The organism is Stutzerimonas stutzeri, from assembly GCF_024448895.1.
Taxonomy (GTDB): domain Bacteria; phylum Pseudomonadota; class Gammaproteobacteria; order Pseudomonadales; family Pseudomonadaceae; genus Stutzerimonas; species Stutzerimonas stutzeri_Q.
In genome coordinates this window covers 259,614-276,204 of the sequence record NZ_JAMOIC010000001.1, presented here as the reverse complement: position 1 = coordinate 276,204, position 16,591 = coordinate 259,614, and the positions used below count along the sequence as shown (strand labels likewise).

General features: G+C 57.5%; 12 protein-coding genes, 1 tRNA gene and 1 pseudogene. 12 read left to right on the top strand and 2 right to left on the bottom strand.

The window, feature by feature from the left end; translation table 11 throughout:
- Positions 1 to 155 precede the first annotated feature (155 nt).
- The 11 genes and pseudogenes from asd (at position 156) to NA619_RS01160 (ending at position 12,793) form a co-directional block, all read left to right on the top strand.
- Positions 156 to 1,268, top strand: coding sequence for an aspartate-semialdehyde dehydrogenase (asd, locus tag NA619_RS01210; RefSeq protein ID WP_255959169.1), 1,113 nt, complete (start codon positions 156 to 158; stop codon positions 1,266 to 1,268).
- 407 nt (positions 1,269 to 1,675) lie between these two features.
- Positions 1,676 to 1,771: pseudogene (locus NA619_RS01205) on the top strand (aspartate-semialdehyde dehydrogenase); the annotation flags it as partial.
- Between the two features lie 150 nt (positions 1,772 to 1,921).
- A complete protein-coding gene (locus NA619_RS01200) occupies positions 1,922 to 4,699 on the top strand; it encodes a FimV/HubP family polar landmark protein (RefSeq protein WP_255959167.1) in 2,778 nt (925 codons plus the stop codon).
- A 2-nt stretch (positions 4,700 to 4,701) separates the two neighbouring features.
- Positions 4,702 to 5,571, top strand: coding sequence for a tRNA pseudouridine(38-40) synthase TruA (gene truA, locus NA619_RS01195; protein WP_255959165.1), 870 nt, complete (start codon positions 4,702 to 4,704; stop codon positions 5,569 to 5,571).
- 97 nt (positions 5,572 to 5,668) lie between these two features.
- On the top strand, positions 5,669 to 6,292 hold the full coding sequence (locus tag NA619_RS01190) for a phosphoribosylanthranilate isomerase (protein ID WP_255959163.1): 624 nt from the start codon (positions 5,669 to 5,671) through the stop codon (positions 6,290 to 6,292).
- Positions 6,293 to 6,514: 222 nt separating this feature from the next.
- Positions 6,515 to 7,408 (top strand): acetyl-CoA carboxylase, carboxyltransferase subunit beta, encoded by an 894-nt coding sequence (gene accD, locus NA619_RS01185; protein WP_255959161.1) that lies wholly within the window; start codon positions 6,515 to 6,517, stop codon positions 7,406 to 7,408.
- Positions 7,405 to 8,709, top strand: a complete 1,305-nt coding sequence (gene folC / locus NA619_RS01180; protein WP_255959159.1) for a bifunctional tetrahydrofolate synthase/dihydrofolate synthase — start codon at positions 7,405 to 7,407, stop codon at positions 8,707 to 8,709. Before accD ends, folC begins: the two co-directional genes overlap by 4 nt.
- Positions 8,693 to 9,319 carry an SPOR domain-containing protein gene (locus NA619_RS01175; RefSeq protein WP_255959157.1) on the top strand — a complete coding sequence of 209 codons (627 nt, stop codon included), beginning with the start codon at positions 8,693 to 8,695 and terminating at the stop codon, positions 9,317 to 9,319. Before folC ends, NA619_RS01175 begins: the two co-directional genes overlap by 17 nt.
- A gap of 117 nt (positions 9,320 to 9,436) precedes the next feature.
- On the top strand, positions 9,437 to 9,949 hold the full coding sequence (locus tag NA619_RS01170; RefSeq protein WP_255959156.1) for a CvpA family protein: 513 nt from the start codon (positions 9,437 to 9,439) through the stop codon (positions 9,947 to 9,949).
- 84 nt (positions 9,950 to 10,033) lie between these two features.
- Positions 10,034 to 11,539 carry an amidophosphoribosyltransferase gene (gene purF, locus NA619_RS01165; protein WP_255959154.1) on the top strand — a complete coding sequence of 502 codons (1,506 nt, stop codon included), beginning with the start codon at positions 10,034 to 10,036 and terminating at the stop codon, positions 11,537 to 11,539.
- A gap of 42 nt (positions 11,540 to 11,581) precedes the next feature.
- Positions 11,582 to 12,793, top strand: a complete 1,212-nt coding sequence (locus tag NA619_RS01160; RefSeq protein WP_255959152.1) for an O-succinylhomoserine sulfhydrylase — start codon at positions 11,582 to 11,584, stop codon at positions 12,791 to 12,793.
- A 317-nt stretch (positions 12,794 to 13,110) separates the two neighbouring features.
- Here the strand turns inward: NA619_RS01160 and gspD are convergent, their stop codons facing one another.
- Entirely contained in the window at positions 13,111 to 15,384 is a 2,274-nt protein-coding gene (gene gspD, locus NA619_RS01155; protein WP_255959150.1) for a type II secretion system secretin GspD, read from the bottom strand.
- A 3-nt stretch (positions 15,385 to 15,387) separates the two neighbouring features.
- Complete coding sequence (locus NA619_RS01150; protein WP_255959148.1) at positions 15,388 to 16,023, bottom strand: type II secretion system protein N; 636 nt, start codon at positions 16,021 to 16,023, stop codon at positions 15,388 to 15,390.
- A 349-nt stretch (positions 16,024 to 16,372) separates the two neighbouring features.
- On the opposite strand from NA619_RS01150, the gene NA619_RS01145 reads away from it, so the two are divergent.
- A tRNA-Asp gene (locus tag NA619_RS01145) sits at positions 16,373 to 16,449 on the top strand.
- Positions 16,450 to 16,591: the final 142 nt, after the last annotated feature.

Below are 16,591 nucleotides of genomic sequence, written 5' to 3'. Positions count from 1 at the left end.
GGCCGTTGATAGAAAAGACGAGCTACGGCTTGGCGTAATGCCGCGATATGGCGAGGTGTTGCTGATCGAGCAACGCCCTCGCTTTCGAATCCGAAAGCGCTTTCTTGTTGTCGACGGCTCGCCATGCGGGCCGCATATATATAGGTGTAGTTGCGATGAAACGTGTAGGTCTGATCGGTTGGCGCGGCATGGTTGGCTCCGTGCTCATGCAGCGGATGCTGGAAGAGCGGGATTTCGACCTGATCGAGCCAGTGTTCTTTACCACCTCCAACGTAGGCGGTCAGGGGCCCACCATTGGCAAAGATACAGCGCCTCTGAAGGATGCTTACAGTATCGATGAACTGAAGACCCTGGATGTGATTCTCACCTGCCAGGGCGGCGACTACACCACTGAAGTATTCCCCAAGCTGCGCGAAGCGGGATGGAAGGGCTACTGGATCGATGCGGCCTCGACGCTGCGCATGCAGGACGACGCGGTCATCGTGCTCGACCCGGTTAACCGCAAGGTGATCGACCATCAGTTGGATGCCGGCACGCTCAATTACATCGGCGGTAACTGCACTGTCAGCCTGATGCTGATGGGCCTTGGCGGGCTGTTCGAAAACGGCCTGGTCGACTGGATGAGTGCCATGACCTATCAGGCTGCATCGGGAGCAGGCGCCCAGAATATGCGCGAGCTCATCAAGCAGATGGGCGCTATCAATGCCTCGGTTTCGGATGAACTTGCCAATCCTGCCAGTGCAATTCTGGAAATTGATCGCAAGGTTGCAGAATGTCAGCGTTCAGAAGCCTTTCCAGTGGACAACTTCGGCGTCCCATTGGCCGGAAGCTTGATCCCTTACATCGACAAGGAGCTGCCTAACGGGCAGAGCCGTGAAGAGTGGAAGGCCCAGGCTGAGACTAACAAGATTCTCGGCCGCTTCAAGAGTCCGATCCCGGTAGACGGTATCTGTGTGCGTGTCGGCGCCATGCGTTGCCACAGCCAGGCGCTGACCATCAAGCTGAACAAGGATGTACCGATTTCCGATATCGAAGGAATGATCAGTCAGCACAACCCCTGGGTGAAACTGGTGCCGAACCACCGTGAGGCCAGCATGCAGGAGCTCAGTCCCACATCGGTTACCGGAACCTTGTCAGTTCCGGTTGGGCGGCTTCGTAAGCTGAACATGGGCTCACATTACCTGGGTGCGTTCACTGTAGGGGATCAGCTGCTCTGGGGTGCTGCGGAGCCGTTGCGTCGTATGCTGCGCATCATTCTAGAGCGCTAGATTCGTAATCAAAGATGTAAAAAAAGCGCCCTGGCATTGCCGCGGCGCTTTTTTTTCGCCTGTGAAGGCGACCAGATAGTGAAGTGCTGCTAAGAACGTCGCTATGACCAGCGTTATTTCGTCGGGTTAAGCCGTATTCGCTCTGCGCTTGAACGGCTTTCGGCTACAGTGTGGCCGGCTCCGTCCAGTTATCCGGAAAGGTGTTGATACGTGTATTTGGCAGGCAGCAGCCTAAACTCCATCGTTAACGGAGTTAAGGCGCGTTCTCAGTTGAGACTTCTGATTAACGATCGGAATACTTGCACAGTGAACGCCTGTGCGCGCGCTCTCGCTCTGCCGTAATTATCTAACCTGAATCTACTGGGCGCCCCTGGGCCTCAGTAACGCCGCCAGCGGCGGGCCGTCGTAGAGCCAATTTGTGGATTGTGTCTGATAACGTGCGAAAAGGGGCGGCCGGCAATGCCACCCGGTCTGGTGGGTTGTTGATAAAACACTATCTGTAAAAGATACTTGCTGGAAATTTGAAGAATAATTCTAGCCAACACACTGTTTAGGCTTATCGCTGACGGGGGACCGCCACCTGGCGGGCGCAGGCAGTGAATATAAGACCCTCTCGAAGATCCGAGAAAAGTTAAAAAACAAGGATTTACACAATGGTTCGGGTTCGCAATCTGGTACTGGCAATCGCGGCTGCGACCGCGCTGACTTCCGAAATGGCCTATGCGCTCGGATTGGGCGAGGTCACGCTGAAGTCCGCATTGAATCAACCGCTGGTGGCAGAAATCGAACTGCTGGATGCGAAGACGTTAGCGCCTGGTGAAGTAGTACCCGTTCTGGCATCTGCCGCGGACTTCAATCGCGCAGGTGTAGATCGTCAGTATTTCCTGACTGATCTAACCTTTACGCCAGTTCTGCGCCCGGATGGGAAGAGCGTCATTCGAGTCTCGTCGACCAAGCCAGTCCGCGAGCCTTACCTCAATTTCCTCATTGAAGTGCTATGGCCCAGCGGCCGTCTGCTTCGTGAATACACTCTGCTGCTTGATCCTCCGCTTTATTCGCCGGAGATTGCCGCATCCGTTGCGCCTCAGCTGCCAGTTGCAGCCCCTATCTCCCGTCTCGCTGCGGCGCCAACACAAGCGCCTCGGCCTGCGGCTCCGTCTTCATCTTCGTCATCAAGCTCTGCGCTGCAGGGCGATCAGTACAAGGTCACTCCCAACGACACGCTGTGGGAAGTGGCTGACCGCGCCCGTCAAGGCGGAACGGTGCATCAGGCAATGCTGGCTATTCAGGATTTGAATCCTGAGGCTTTCATCGGTGGCAATATCAACCGTATGAAAAACGGCCAGGTACTTCGATTGCCCAATGCTGAGCAGATTGCTAGTCGCTCCCAGGCCGAAGCCATTCAGCAGGTCGCTCAACAAAACGCCAGCTGGCGTCAGGCTGCTAGCTCGGTAGCCTCAGGCGCGCGGCAAATCGATGCTACTCAGCGCGGCTCAGCCGGAACAGCGCCTTCGCAGAGCGAACAGGGCGATAATCTACGTCTGGTAGCACCTGAAACTGGCAAAGCCACCACTGGTAGTGACGCTGGTGGAAATGATGACGCAGCCGCCTTGCGAGACAAGTTGGCAGTGACTGAGGAAGGCCTCGAATCAAGTCGCCGTGAGAATGTTGATCTGAAGGATCGACTCGGTGATCTGCAAGGCCAGTTGGATAAGCTGCAACGCCTCATGCAGCTCAAGGATGATCAACTCGCGAAGCTCCAGGCTCAATTAGCTACCGACGCTGAATCGGCGGGCGCAATTGCCCCACCGGAAGGCTCGTTGGTTGAGGGGGCCGAGCAAGGCAGTGGCGTTGCCCCGGACGCGTCTGAAAATACCTCTCCTCAAATGAACGCCGAGGTTGAGCCTACATCTGATACAGCTCCAAGCCCTGCGGTATCAGCCACGCAAGAGCCTGCAATCAGTCCGGCCCCCGCAGCCGAGGAGCCAGCTCCCGCTCCAGTGGCAGCAGAGCCGATCGCCACTTCTGACGAAATCGAGAGCGACAGTTACGTTGATGAATTGCTGGCCAATCCTGTTTTGCTAGGCGTGCTGGGCGGTAGTGCGTTATTGCTGTTGCTGGTTGGCCTGATGGCGCTTTCCCGCCGCAACGCGATGAAAGAGGCAGAGCTGCAGGAAAGTCTTCTCGCCGATAGCGAACAGGATACCTTCTACGCCGTCCAGCAAAACCTTGACTCTTCTGATACCGGCGTGAGCGAGCATGGCTTTCAGGAGGCCGAAAAGCCGACAGCTGATTCACTTGCTGGCGCTAGTGCGGACCCACTGGCTGAAGCCGACATTTACATCGCTTACGGTCGCTTCAATCAAGCCGCAGAATTGCTCCAAAATGCATTGAATGATGAACCGCAGCGCAGTGACCTGCGCCTGAAGCTCATGGAAGTCTATGCAGAACTCGGCGATCGGGACGGGTTCGCACGCCAGGAAGCTGAACTTCGTGATATCGGCGGTTCTACAGCGGCTATCGAGCAAACCAAGGCGCGCTATCCAGCGATGGCTGCAGCTGCCGGCTTTGGCGCTGCGGCTACTGCCGCCTCATTGAGCGAAAATGAAGCCGATTTCGACAGCTTCAACCTTGATGATCTCGAAGTGCAACAGGCTCGGCCCGATACCCCGCAATCTCCCGCTGATGACGGCTTCGATCTGAGTTTGGATGATCTGGAGCTGGACGATGATCTGACGAACGAACCGATGACGTCTCCCAGCGAAACCGAGGCCGAACTTGATGAGTTTAAGTTCGATGAGCTGAGCCTCGATGCAGCCGCTCAGGAACAATCAACTGACGATTTCAGCTTCGAGCTCGACGAGCCATCCAAGCCTGATGATGCTTCATTCGAAGACGAATTGGCCGCGTTCTCGCTCGACCTGGATGAGCAACCCACATCCAATCGGAGAGAAGAGCAGTCGTTCTCGCTGGATGAAGATTCATCCAAGCCTGCGGCTATTGAGCCTGCTGATGACTTTGGTTTCGAGCTATCCGAACCGACTGAACAGGCGGGTATGCCGGATGAGTTTGATCTGTCGTTGGACGAGGAGCCAGCGCCGCTCGCAGCACCGGAAACATTCCGTTCTGAGCTGGAAGAGGTGGAAGCCGATCTAGAAGACCTTTCACGCGACATGGCGGAGCCGATCGAGCAGCCGGTAGTTTCAGCTACGCCCGCAATCGAGCCAGTCGAGCCGTCATCTGAGGCGATTGACGACGATTTCGACTTCTTTGCCGATACTGATGAAACCACGACGAAGCTGGATCTCGCACGTGCTTACATCGATATGGGTGATGCCGAGGGCGCTCGCGATATCCTCGATGAAGTCATGAGTGAAGGCAGCGATACCCAGCAGCAAGAGGCGCGAGAGATGCTCGCTAAACTAGCCTGACCATGATTGAGGCAGTACCCGAAGCGGCAGCCACCACGGCTGCCGCTGACGTTTTCAGAATCGCACTCGGGGTCGAGTACAAAGGCTCTCGTTACAGGGGCTTTCAGCGCCAACGTGACGGAGTGCCGTCTATACAGCTTTCTCTCGAGAATGCGTTGAGTAAAGTCGCCGGCGGCCACCCGGTTGTGCTGAGTTGCGCAGGCCGCACCGATGCGCTCGTTCATGCATGCGCTCAGGTTGTGCATTTCGACACCCCTGTAAACCGCTCCATGCACGCCTGGGTCATGGGCGCCAACATGAATTTGCCTGGCGATATCAGCGTGACCTGGGCCAAGCAGATGCCATCGAGCTTCGATGCACGCTTCAGTGCAATGGCTCGTCGCTACCGCTATGTGATTTACAACGATCAAATTCGTCCTGCCCATCTAGCTGAAGAGGTGACCTGGAATCACCGTCCGCTGGATGTGGCGCTTATGCGAGAAGCCGCGAAGGCTTTCGTGGGTACTCATGACTTCAGTGCGTTTCGGGCGCGTCAGTGCCAGGCGAAGTCACCGATCAAAACCATCCATCATCTCGAGCTTCTGGAGCACGGACGGCTCATCGTCATTGACGTGCGGGCCAACGCCTTCCTTCATCATATGGTGAGAAACTTCGCGGGTGTGCTCATGACCATCGGCGCCGGAGAGCGGCCTGTGGAGTGGGCGCGTGAGGTATTGGAATCCCGGGTGAGGCGAACGGGCGGGGTCACTGCGCACCCTTATGGACTGTATCTCGTGCAAGTGGATTACCCTGAGAAGTTCGATCTTCCGGATCGCTATCTCGGGCCGCACTTTCTTTCCGGACTGCCAGACGTACGCAAATACTCAACCTGATCCTGGCCTGATCCAGGGTTGGCTAAACAATGATCCGGGTTGCAGCTTGCGATGCTTTTGTTACCATCCGGAATCGTCTGTCTCAGGTACCAGCCCGTTGCCTATCGTCCGTAGCAAGATATGTGGAATCACCCGCGTAGAGGATGCGCTTGTAGCGGCAGAAGCTGGCGCAGATGCTATCGGTCTGGTGTTCTACACCAAAAGCCCTCGGGCAGTGAGCATTGCTCAGGCGCGCGCGATCATTGCGGCGCTGCCACCCTTCATTGCGACTGTCGGATTGTTCGTCAACGCATCACGTTGTGAACTCAACGAGACGCTCGATGCGGTTCCTCTGGACATGTTGCAGTTCCACGGTGACGAAACACCGGCGGATTGCGAAGGCTTCCATCGGCCTTGGTACAAGGCGCTCAGGGTCAAGCCAGGCGATGACCTCAGGCTGCAGGTTGACCGCTACACTGGTGCCAGCGCGGTTTTGCTCGATACTTTCGTCGCCGGAACGCCTGGGGGCACTGGCGAGGTTTTCGACTGGTCGCTGATTCCTGCTGATTTGTCGAAACCATTGATTCTCGCCGGTGGGCTCACCTGTCAGAACATTCAACAAGCGTTGGCCCAAGTGCGGCCATTTGCTGTTGATGTAAGCGGGGGCGTGGAGTTGAGCAAGGGGATCAAGGACGCCGAGAGTGTCAGGGAATTCGTCCGCTTGGTACGAGCCTCGATGTGACGAACCCAAGGGCATCGCCGTCCAGTTACCATTCGCTGGATGAGTGGGTCCGCCATTGATCTGTTGTTGTATAGCAACCGATCAGATTTCAGCGACAGCGCCCCAATTGGGCTATCGCATACGCGACGCAGCGAGCTCAACGAGAAGCTGGTCGCAACGATGAACTTTGCCGGTGCGTGCAGTCGCAACGCGCGGAACTGACAAGCTGTGGAGAATAAAAGCATGAGCAACTGGCTGGTAGACAAGCTGATCCCTTCGATCATGCGTTCGGAAACGCAGAAAAGCTCGGTGCCAGAAGGCTTGTGGCATAAATGTCCTTCGTGCGAGGCGGTGCTCTACCGCCCGGAGCTTGAGAAAACGCTGGATGTCTGTCCGAAATGTCAGCATCACATGCGTATCGACGCACGCACTCGCCTGGATATCTTTCTCGACAAGGATGGCCGCGAAGAAATTGGCGCGGAACTTGAGCCTGTCGATCGGCTGAAGTTTCGTGATAGCAAGAAGTACAAGGATCGTCTGTCAGCAGCGCAAAAGCAGACTGGCGAGAAGGATGCATTGATCGCCATGCGCGGCACCCTGATGCATATGCCAGTTGTAGCATGTGCATTCGAGTTCTCATTCATGGGTGGATCCATGGGCGCGATCGTTGGCGAGCGCTTCGTTCGCGCTGCCAATGCTGCGCTGGAGCAGCGGTGTCCTTTGGTCTGTTTCGCCGCGTCCGGCGGTGCACGGATGCAGGAAGCACTGATTTCTCTGATGCAAATGGCGAAGACCTCCGCTGTGTTGGCGCGCATGCGAGAAGAGGGGCTTCCGTTCATTTCCGTACTTACTGACCCCGTCTACGGCGGCGTGTCGGCGAGTCTTGCGATGCTGGGTGATGTCATCGTTGCCGAGCCCAAGGCGCTGATCGGCTTTGCGGGCCCGCGGGTGATCGAGCAGACCGTGCGGGAGAAGCTGCCGGAAGGTTTTCAGCGCAGCGAATTTCTCCTTGATCACGGCGCGATCGATCTGATCGTTCCACGCTCCGAATTGCGGGCTCGTCTGTCCCGCCTGCTGGCTCAGCTGCAGCAGCTGCCCACCCCGGCAGAGCCTGCATTGGTGACGGCCGACGCATGACCCAGCGGACCCTGCAGGATTGGCTTGATTACCTCGAGCATCTGCATCCCGTCACAATCGATATGGGCCTTGATCGTTGCCGTGAGGTTGCGACTAGGCTTGGGCTCACGCGTCCGGCTCTTCAGGTTGTGACGGTCACCGGGACAAATGGTAAGGGTTCAACCTGCGCGTTCATTGCTCAGATGCTGGTGACGCAGGGTAAAAGTGTAGGCGTGTATAGCTCACCTCACTTGTTGCGTTATAACGAGCGCGTTCGTCTGAAAGGAGTCGATGCGACTGACGAGGCGCTGTGTGAGGCCTTCGAGGCCGTGGAATCGGCACGTGGTTCGGTATCTCTGACCTATTTCGAGATGGGCACACTTGCTGCGTTCTGGCTGTTCGAGCGAGAAAGGCTCGACGCCGTGGTGTTGGAGGTCGGTCTTGGCGGTCGGCTCGATGCGGTCAATCTTGTGGATGCGGACGTTGCGGTCGTCACCAACATCGGCCTGGACCATGCTGAGTGGCTAGGGACAACCCGAGAAAGTGTCGCCTTTGAGAAGGCTGGCATTTTCCGCACCGGTAAGCCCGCTGTTTGCGGAGATTCCGATCCGCCCGAAACGATAGGGGAAATGGCGGCGCAATTGACGGTGCCGTTGCTGGTTCGAGGACGTGACTTCGATCTGGTCAGGGAAATGAAGTGCTGGCATTGGACAGGCCGGGACAGCGCGGGTCGTTCAATCGAGCTGCAAGATATTCCAATGCTCTCCTTACCCCTGGAGAACGCGGCCTTGGCACTGCAGGCCTTCACCTTGCTCGAGCCATTCTGGCATCCGGAACTGATCAAGCAGGCCCTGACGAGCACACGGGTGACAGGTCGTCTGGATAGGTATGACGTTCCTTGGCAGGGCCGAAATCTCTCCGTAATACTCGACGTCGGGCACAACCCACATGCTGCTGCTTTCCTGGCCCGCCATCTTGGCACACGGTCCAGGCTTGGCTGCCGACTAGCCGTCTTTGGCCTGCTGGCTGACAAGGATCTGCCCGGCGTGGTCGATGAGCTGGTGCCCGTTATCGATAGCTGGGCAGTTGCGCCCCTGCCAACTGCCCGTTCACGCAGTGCAATCGAATTGAGTTCGGCATTGATAGAGCGGCATGCGGCGGTCACTATCTACCCGAACATATCTCAGGCACTGGAGGAACAGTGCAATCGGGCCACTGAGATGGATGAGATATTGGTGTTCGGATCTTTCTTTTGTGTGGCTGAAGCAATGGCCTGGTTGGATCGGCACGCAGCGAGAGGAGGGCATGGTCTTGGTAGATAAAGGTTTGCTGCAGCGTATCGTCGGCGCGCTGGTGCTTGTGGCGCTGGCGGTGATATTCGTCCCGATGCTTTTCAACCGTGAGGATGCAGGGGAGCAGATTGCCGTCGACGCGCCCGCTATGCCGGCAACCCCCGCTGCGCCGGTTATCGAGACCGAGCCGGTAGCAGTGCCCGAGCCAGAGGCGGAACCCTTCCCGGAAGAGTTTGAGATTGTCGAGGAAGGAACGGGCACAGACCCCGAAATACCCGCTGCGCCAATTGATCCGGCCCCGGCAGTAGTCGAGCCTGTCCCTCAGGCCGAACCAACGCCTGAGCAGGTGCCCCCGGCTGCGACCCCGCCAACTTCTGAGCCGCGGTTGGATGCATCGAATCTTCCTGTCAGCTGGTCAGTTCAATTAGCGAGTCTTTCCAGTCGTGACAATGCTGAGAAACTTCAGCAAACCCTGCGCTCTCAGGGCTATAACGCTTACATTCGCACTGCAGACGGGATGAATCGTGTATTCGTTGGACCGCTAGTAGAGCGCGCCGAAGCCAATCGACTGCGTGATACGCTCCAGCGGCAGCAGAAGTTGAATGGATTCGTCGTCCGCTTCAAGCCTGAGCAGGGCTAGGCTGCCAGGGACGTTTCATATCATTTCGTTTTTACCTGCAGGAGTAAGCTCGCAGTGCTTACTCCGTGGCGGGCGCTCTGCTAAAATTCGCCGCCTTTCTCCTTTGCAGGACACCCTGTGACGTTCACCTGGGTCGATTGGGCGTTCATCGCCGTTGTGGTCATTTCCAGCCTGATCAGCTTGAGGCGCGGCTTCGTCAAAGAAGCGCTTTCCCTGCTCACCTGGATAGTTGCTGGTGTCGTTGCCTGGATGTTTGGTGGGGCACTATCCCATCACCTAGCTGAATTCATCAGTACTCCTTCCTTCCAAGTCATTGCTGCATGCGTGATTCTATTCGTCGTGACGTTGCTGGTCGGCGCGTTGATCAACTTTCTTATCGGAGAACTTGTTCGGGTAACCGGTCTCTCCGGCACGGATCGCTTTCTCGGCATGGTGTTCGGTGCTGCACGAGGAGGCCTGTTGATCGTGGTCCTGGTGGGCTTGCTCAGCCTGGCCCCGGTGCAGCAGGACCCTTGGTGGAGAGAGTCCACTTTGCTTCCGCATTTTCTGTTGGTTGCCGACTGGTCCAAGAACCTGATCCTTGGGTTCGGAAATCAGTGGGTAGTCGGCTCGCTCGGTACTTCAAGCTGAAGCGAGCACACTCTAGAACGGGTATGCCAGACCACTGTCTGCGCAGTCACCGGATCAGCCTGTAACAACTGAGAGGTTCCTTGCATGTGTGGCATTGTCGGCATTGTCGGTAAGTCGAACGTCAATCAGGCGTTGTATGACGCGCTTACCGTACTGCAACACCGTGGACAGGACGCGGCCGGAATCGTGACCAGCGACAGTGGCAAGCTGTTCCTGCGCAAGGACAACGGGTTGGTACGGGATGTTTTCCAGCAACGGCACATGCAACGCCTCGTCGGTAACATGGGTATTGGCCACGTGCGTTACCCCACCGCAGGCAGTTCCAGTTCCGCTGAGGCGCAGCCGTTTTATGTGAACTCACCCTATGGCATCACGCTGGCGCATAACGGCAACCTGACCAATGTCGATCAGCTGACCAAAGAGATCTACGAGTCCGATCTTCGTCATGTGAACACCAATTCCGATTCGGAAGTGCTGCTCAACGTTTTCGCACACGAGTTGGCTGTGCGGGGCAAACTGCAGCCGACCGAGGAGGACGTTTTCGCCGCTGTAACGAAAGTGCACGAGCGCTGCGTGGGTGGTTATGCGGTAGTTGCGATGGTGACCGGGTACGGTATCGTCGGTTTCCGCGATCCTAATGCGATCCGCCCGATCGTGTTTGGTCAGCGCCACACAGACCAGGGTGTGGAGTACATGATTGCCTCCGAGAGCGTCGCGCTGGACGTACTGGGTTTTTCGCTGATCCGCGATCTGGCGCCAGGCGAAGCGGTTTACATCACCGCTGACGGCAAGCTGCACACTCGTCAGTGCGCGCAGAACCCTCACTATGCTCCCTGCATATTCGAACACGTCTATCTCGCGCGTTCGGATTCATTGATGGATGGCGTTTCGGTCTATAAGGCCCGCCTGCGCATGGGCGAGAAGCTCGCCGACAAGATACTTCGTGAGCGCCCGGATCATGACATCGATGTAGTCATCCCGATTCCTGACACCAGCCGCACGGCGGCGCTGGAGCTGGCCAATCGCTTGGGGGTGAAGTTCCGCGAAGGTTTCGTCAAAAACCGCTATATCGGCCGTACATTCATCATGCCGGGACAGGCCGCGCGAAAGAAGTCGGTAAGGCAGAAGCTCAATGCCATCGAGCTGGAGTTCCGCGGTAAGAATGTCATGCTGGTGGACGATTCCATCGTTCGCGGCACCACCTGCAAACAGATCATCCAGATGGCCCGGGAAGCGGGTGCGAAGAACGTCTATTTCTGCTCCGCAGCACCTGCGGTTCGCTACCCGAACGTATACGGAATCGACATGCCAAGCGCGCATGAGCTCATCGCCCACAATCGCAGTACGGAAGAGGTTGCCGAGCTGATCGGTGCCGACTGGCTGATCTACCAGGACCTGCCTGACCTGATCGAAGCAGTAGGCGGCGGTAAGGTAAAGATAGATAACTTCGACTGCGCGGTTTTCGATGGTAAGTACGTGACGGGCGATATCGATGATGTTTATCTGCACAAGATCGAGCAAGCGCGCAACGACCTGAGCAAAACCAAAGGCGTGGCGGGCAGTGCAATCATCGATCTGTACAACAACTGATCAACCCGGCGGCCCGCCGCCTCGCTTCACGGTGGAATCACTATGACAACTGACTGGGATGCTGGCCGACTGGACAGTGATCTGTCTGGCGTAGGCATGGATACGCTGGCTGTTCGTGCGGGTCAGCATCGCTCGCCCGAAGGTGAGCACGGCGAGCCGTTGTTCTTCACTTCCAGCTATGTGTTTCGTAGTGCGGCCGATGCTGCCGCACGGTTCGCAGGCGAAGTGCCGGGGAATGTCTATTCCCGTTATACGAACCCCACGGTTCGGGCATTCGAAGAGCGTATCGCTGCAATGGAAGGGGCAGAGCAGGCCGTTGCGACAGCCTCCGGCATGGCGGCCATTCTCGCGATGGTGATGAGCCTGTGCAGCGCAGGCGACCATGTGCTGGTGTCCCGCAGCGTTTTCGGCGCGACCGTTTCCTTGTTCGAAAAGTATCTCAAGCGATTCGGCCTTGAAGTCGACTACGTCCCGCTCACGGACGTGGCAGTCTGGGAGCCAGCATTCAAGGCCAACACCAAGCTGGTTTTCGTCGAGTCGCCGTCGAATCCACAGGCAGAGCTGGTTGATATCGCTGCATTGGCCGATCTCTGCCACGCCAAAGGCGCCATGCTGGCGGTGGACAACTGTTTTTGTACACCGGTACTTCAGCAGCCATTGGCGCTTGGTGCCGATATCGTTATTCACTCGGCAACCAAATACATCGATGGTCAGGGGCGCTGCCTGGGCGGTGTGGTAGCTGGCAAATCCGAGCAGATGAAGGAAGTTGTTGGCTTTCTCCGCACTGCAGGCCCGACTCTGAGCCCCTTCAATGCCTGGGTCTTCCTAAAAGGACTGGAAACCTTGCGGTTGCGCATGCAGGCGCATTGCGCGAGCGCTCAGATACTGGCGGAATGGCTAGAGCAACAGACGGGCGTCGAGAAGGTGTATTACGCCGGCCTGACCAGCCACCCGCAGCACGAGCTGGCCCAACGTCAGCAGAAAGGTTTCGGTGCAGTGTTGAGCTTCGAGGTGGCCGGCGGAAAAGAAGCTGCATGGCGCTTCATAGACGCCACACGCCTGATCTCCATCACTGCCAATCTTGGCGACAGCAAGACCACCATCACCCATCCTGGCTCTACCACTCATGGTCGTCTTTCGCCTGAAGATAGGGCGACTGCGGGTATCCGGGATAGCCTGATTCGCGTGGCTGTTGGACTGGAAGATGTCGACGATCTCAAAGCCGACCTTGCGCGGGGACTGGCAGCGCTGTGATTTCGCCTAGCTCATGACCTACCGGCTCAGAAGTTGAAAGCAATGCCCGTCTCTTTGGAGGCGGGCATTGTCGTTTATGAGTTCGGCTGCTTTGGAGTCCCGACCCTTCAGTGTTTGCTGGTCCGGCTGGCGGAGGCGGCCGATTTGTAGCTTAAGGGCATTGATTAGAAACGCGCTACGGTGGCGGGTCATCCCGGGCCCCCGGCGATCCTGAGCTGATCGGACGTCAGCGTATTAGGTGTTCCAGGGGTGGCGGGCTGAAGGTCAAGCCGCCGGGACGCTCGAGACTTGATGAGTTATGAGAAGCCCCGATGGTTTCAATTGTTCGCGGAGTCGAAATTAACCACGAACCCGTCCAGGCGTTGCTCCTGGGACAGCTGCTCGCGCAGGCGGTTGGCCTCTTGCCTTCCGCCGACTGGGCCGACGAATACTCGATGTGTACGACCCGATACCTTGAGGTATGCGTCGAAGCCCTCGTCCCCCAGTTTCTGCTGCAGCGTCGTTGCGCTGTCCCGATTCTGAAAGCTGGCGACTTGTACTGACCAGCCCGATCGCATGGGGGCTGGCTCGTCGTTGGGCTGGGCCTGCGGGGTGAATGTCTGGGGGACTCGTTGCGTTGCCGGAGCGCGTGGGATGTCCTGGCGTTGGGCGGGTTCGTTGGAGCGAAGATCGATTGCAGGTGCTGGCTGACCCTGACCATCGAACAGGCGTTCCGGTGTCGCTGGAAGGATGCTTGGGCTATCCGACTCGGTTTCGATGACGCGTATGTCGCTATATTTCTTCCCGGATAACGCAGCCAATCCAGCGCGATCACGAATAACTGTAGGACGCAGGAACACCATCAGGTTGCGTTTGACATGACTTTCCTGAGTGGAGCGGAATAGCGCGCCAAGTAGAGGAATGTCGCCGAGAAGAGGAACCTTCGAGTTGGTCCGCGTCACGTCATCCTGAATGAGGCCGCCCAGTACGATCACCTGCCCATCTTCGGCAAGGATTGTGCTTTTGATGGATCGCTTGTTGGTCACCAGGTCAACGGCTTGTGCAGAGAGGCTGGCCGACGGCGCAATCGAAGATATCTCCTGCTCGATCTCCAAGCGAAGCGTAGCGCCGTCGTTGATGTGGGGTACGACCTTGAGCGTTACGCCGATGTCCTGCCGCTCGATGGTGGTGAACGGATTCCCGGCGCCTGACGAATCAGTCGTATAGCTGCCGGTCTGGAAGGGAACGTTCTGTCCGACCAGAATTTCCGCTTCCTGATTATCCAGCGTCAGCAAGCTTGGAGTGGAAAGCAGATTGCTTTTACTGTTGGCCGAAAGCGCGGTGATCAGCGCGCCAAAGCTTCGCGTGCCGACGCCGATGATTGCGCCGTCGGGCAGGTTATTGGGGACCTCGTCCTCACTGATTGCACCGAGAACACTGCCAATTGAGATTCCGGCGTTGCCGAAGCTGACGCCACCTACACCCCCCGTACCACCGCGGGCATCCACGGCCCACTGCACACCAAGAGCATCGGTAATGTCGCCTGACACTTCGACAATGGCGGCCTCGACCATCACCTGAGCGCGGGGGATGTCCAGCTGACGTACGATCGACTCGAGGGTGCCGATCAGCTCGGGTTCGGCAAGCATCACCAGGGCGTTCAAGCTCTCATCTGCACGAATGAGAATGTTCTGCTGCCGGCTTCCTTGTGCCTCGCCATCAGCAGGCGCGGCCAGGCTCTCGGAGATGTCGCCCAGTGTCTCCGCCAGGGACTTGGCATCGTTATGCCGCAAGCGAATGACGCGAGTGTTGGCTGAGCGCGTACTCGGTGTGTCGAGTGTCTTGGCCAGGCTGGCGAGCTTCTGTCTTGCCTGTTCAGGTCCCGTGAAAATCAGCCGGTTGGTTCGTGAGTCGGCGATGATCTGAGCGCCGGCCGTATCCCGGGCTTCGCCGCGCGCCAGGGTGTTGCGCAAAACCTCGGCAATATCAACTGCCCAGCCGTACTGCAGGTTCACCACGCTGTGGTCGTCGGTCTGCGTGCGATCAAGCTGGCGAACCAGATCCTCGATACGCGCGATATTTGCGCTTCGGTCACTGATGATCAGGGCGTTGGCCGAGCCGACGGCTGCAAGGTGACCATACTGAGGAACCAGAGGGCGAATCAGCGGAATCAACTCCGTAGCGCTGGTGTGCTGAACCTGAATTACGCGGGTTTCCAGCAGGTCGCCGCCCGACGGTCCGCCGCCTGCCTCTGATTTGGCTTCGGCGTTGGGTACGATTCGCGTGACCTCACCCTGGGTGAGAACACTGTAGCCGTGGGTCGCCATGACCGAAAGGAACAGCTGATACACCTCGGAAAGCGAGAGCGTTGTCGAGGAGACTACGCTGACCTGGCCCTTTACCCGAGGGTCCACGATGAACGTTTGCCCGGTCAGCTGACTGATCTGGTCGACGAAAGCCCGAATGTCGGCATCTTTCAGGTTGATCGTCCAGCCGTCCTGCTGGGTCTCGCTCGGCTCGATTCCGGGGTCGGCCGCAAGCGCGGGCAGGGGAGCGGCAAGCAGACCGGCGGCGATCAATGCAATGAGCGGGCGGGAGGAAAAAGGCAGCATCGGTCAGTCGTCTTCCGTGGGCTGTTCGTCGGAGGGCATTGTGTCGGAAGGGGTGGTCGTACCTTCCATTTGTTGTCGGAGCGCTTCCATCTGTTGCTGGAGCATCTCTGCTTGCGGGTCTGAATATTCCATATCCGCAGGTTCACTGTAGTCCGGCAGGTTGTCCTGCACAGCCGAGGCGGAACGAACGCTTGGAAAAAACAGGCTTTCAATACGTCCGCCGCGCGCCACTTCCACCCGGTCGGGATGAACGCTGTGCAGTCGCAGGCCGGTTTCCAATTCCTGATCTGTCTGATAGAGCTGCGGAGGCGAGCCTGTTAATTGGATGATCGCCTTTGATTTGGCCGGGTCGGCGTGAACGAAGCTGCCTAATAAGGTGAGATTAGAAGTTGATTCTCCGGTCGCATAGCCTTCGCCGGTAGACGCCGGGCTACCAAACAGTCTCTCCATACGCTGCAGGTCGGGTGCAACACCAGCTGGCTGCGCATTGTCTATGGATGCAGCAGGGGCTGGCTGAGTCAATTGCAGCCACGCGCTGACCTGTCTTGCGAAATACAGACCGAAAAGCACAACGATGACCACGCTGACCATCAGTGGCGCATGCTGTCGAAATTTCTGCAACGCTGCGGATGAAGCCAAGCTCTAGGCACTCCGTGTGGCCAGATCATGATGGTCGTGTCGCCGGTTGCGCCTAGCAGGAGCGAATAACAGGTGACCTGCCAAGTCTAGTCCCGGACCATGACAAAGAAGTACCTGAATATACCAGTGCAAATGACTGTTTTTGCGGCAAAAGGTGCCCGGCGGACCGCTGGCCCCCGCAGTGATTCCATGGCTTCGTTTTTTTTTTCATAAAAATGTATGCAAGCTGTTGACTTGGTTGGGGCGGATGCGTAAATTTCGCGCCTCGCAAGGCGACGAGCTAACCGGAAACGAGTTGGCTTCTGCTAAATAGCAGGCTTTGTGATTCGGACGAAAGTCCGGCCGACGCGCAGCGGTAGTTCAGTCGGTTAGAATACCGGCCTGTCACGCCGGGGGTCGCGGGTTCGAGTCCCGTCCGCTGCGCCATACATTTCTCCCTCGTTTCATGCGAAGGAGCTTCGAATAAAGCGGCCACGGGCCGCTTTTTTCGTTTCTGCTGCATTCTATTTCCGCACTCATTTTCCGCATCTCGATGCAGCGCCACCGTGGTGCTCGGTTTGCCGTGCCA

What these genes read in the sequence shown, in the direction of transcription:
- asd (WP_255959169.1), top strand. Translation starts at nt 156, where the DNA reads ATGAAACGTGTAGGTCTGATCGGTTGGCGCGGCATGGTTGGCTCCGTG.
- NA619_RS01200 (WP_255959167.1), top strand. Translation starts at nt 1,922, where the DNA reads ATGGTTCGGGTTCGCAATCTGGTACTGGCAATCGCGGCTGCGACCGCG.
- truA (WP_255959165.1), top strand. Translation starts at nt 4,702, where the DNA reads ATGATTGAGGCAGTACCCGAAGCGGCAGCCACCACGGCTGCCGCTGAC.
- accD (WP_255959161.1), top strand. Translation starts at nt 6,515, where the DNA reads ATGAGCAACTGGCTGGTAGACAAGCTGATCCCTTCGATCATGCGTTCG.
- folC (WP_255959159.1), top strand. Translation starts at nt 7,405, where the DNA reads ATGACCCAGCGGACCCTGCAGGATTGGCTTGATTACCTCGAGCATCTG.
- NA619_RS01175 (WP_255959157.1), top strand. Translation starts at nt 8,693, where the DNA reads ATGGTCTTGGTAGATAAAGGTTTGCTGCAGCGTATCGTCGGCGCGCTG.
- purF (WP_255959154.1), top strand. Translation starts at nt 10,034, where the DNA reads ATGTGTGGCATTGTCGGCATTGTCGGTAAGTCGAACGTCAATCAGGCG.
- NA619_RS01160 (WP_255959152.1), top strand. Translation starts at nt 11,582, where the DNA reads ATGACAACTGACTGGGATGCTGGCCGACTGGACAGTGATCTGTCTGGC.
- gspD (WP_255959150.1), bottom strand. Translation starts at nt 15,384, where the DNA reads ATGCTGCCTTTTTCCTCCCGCCCGCTCATTGCATTGATCGCCGCCGGT.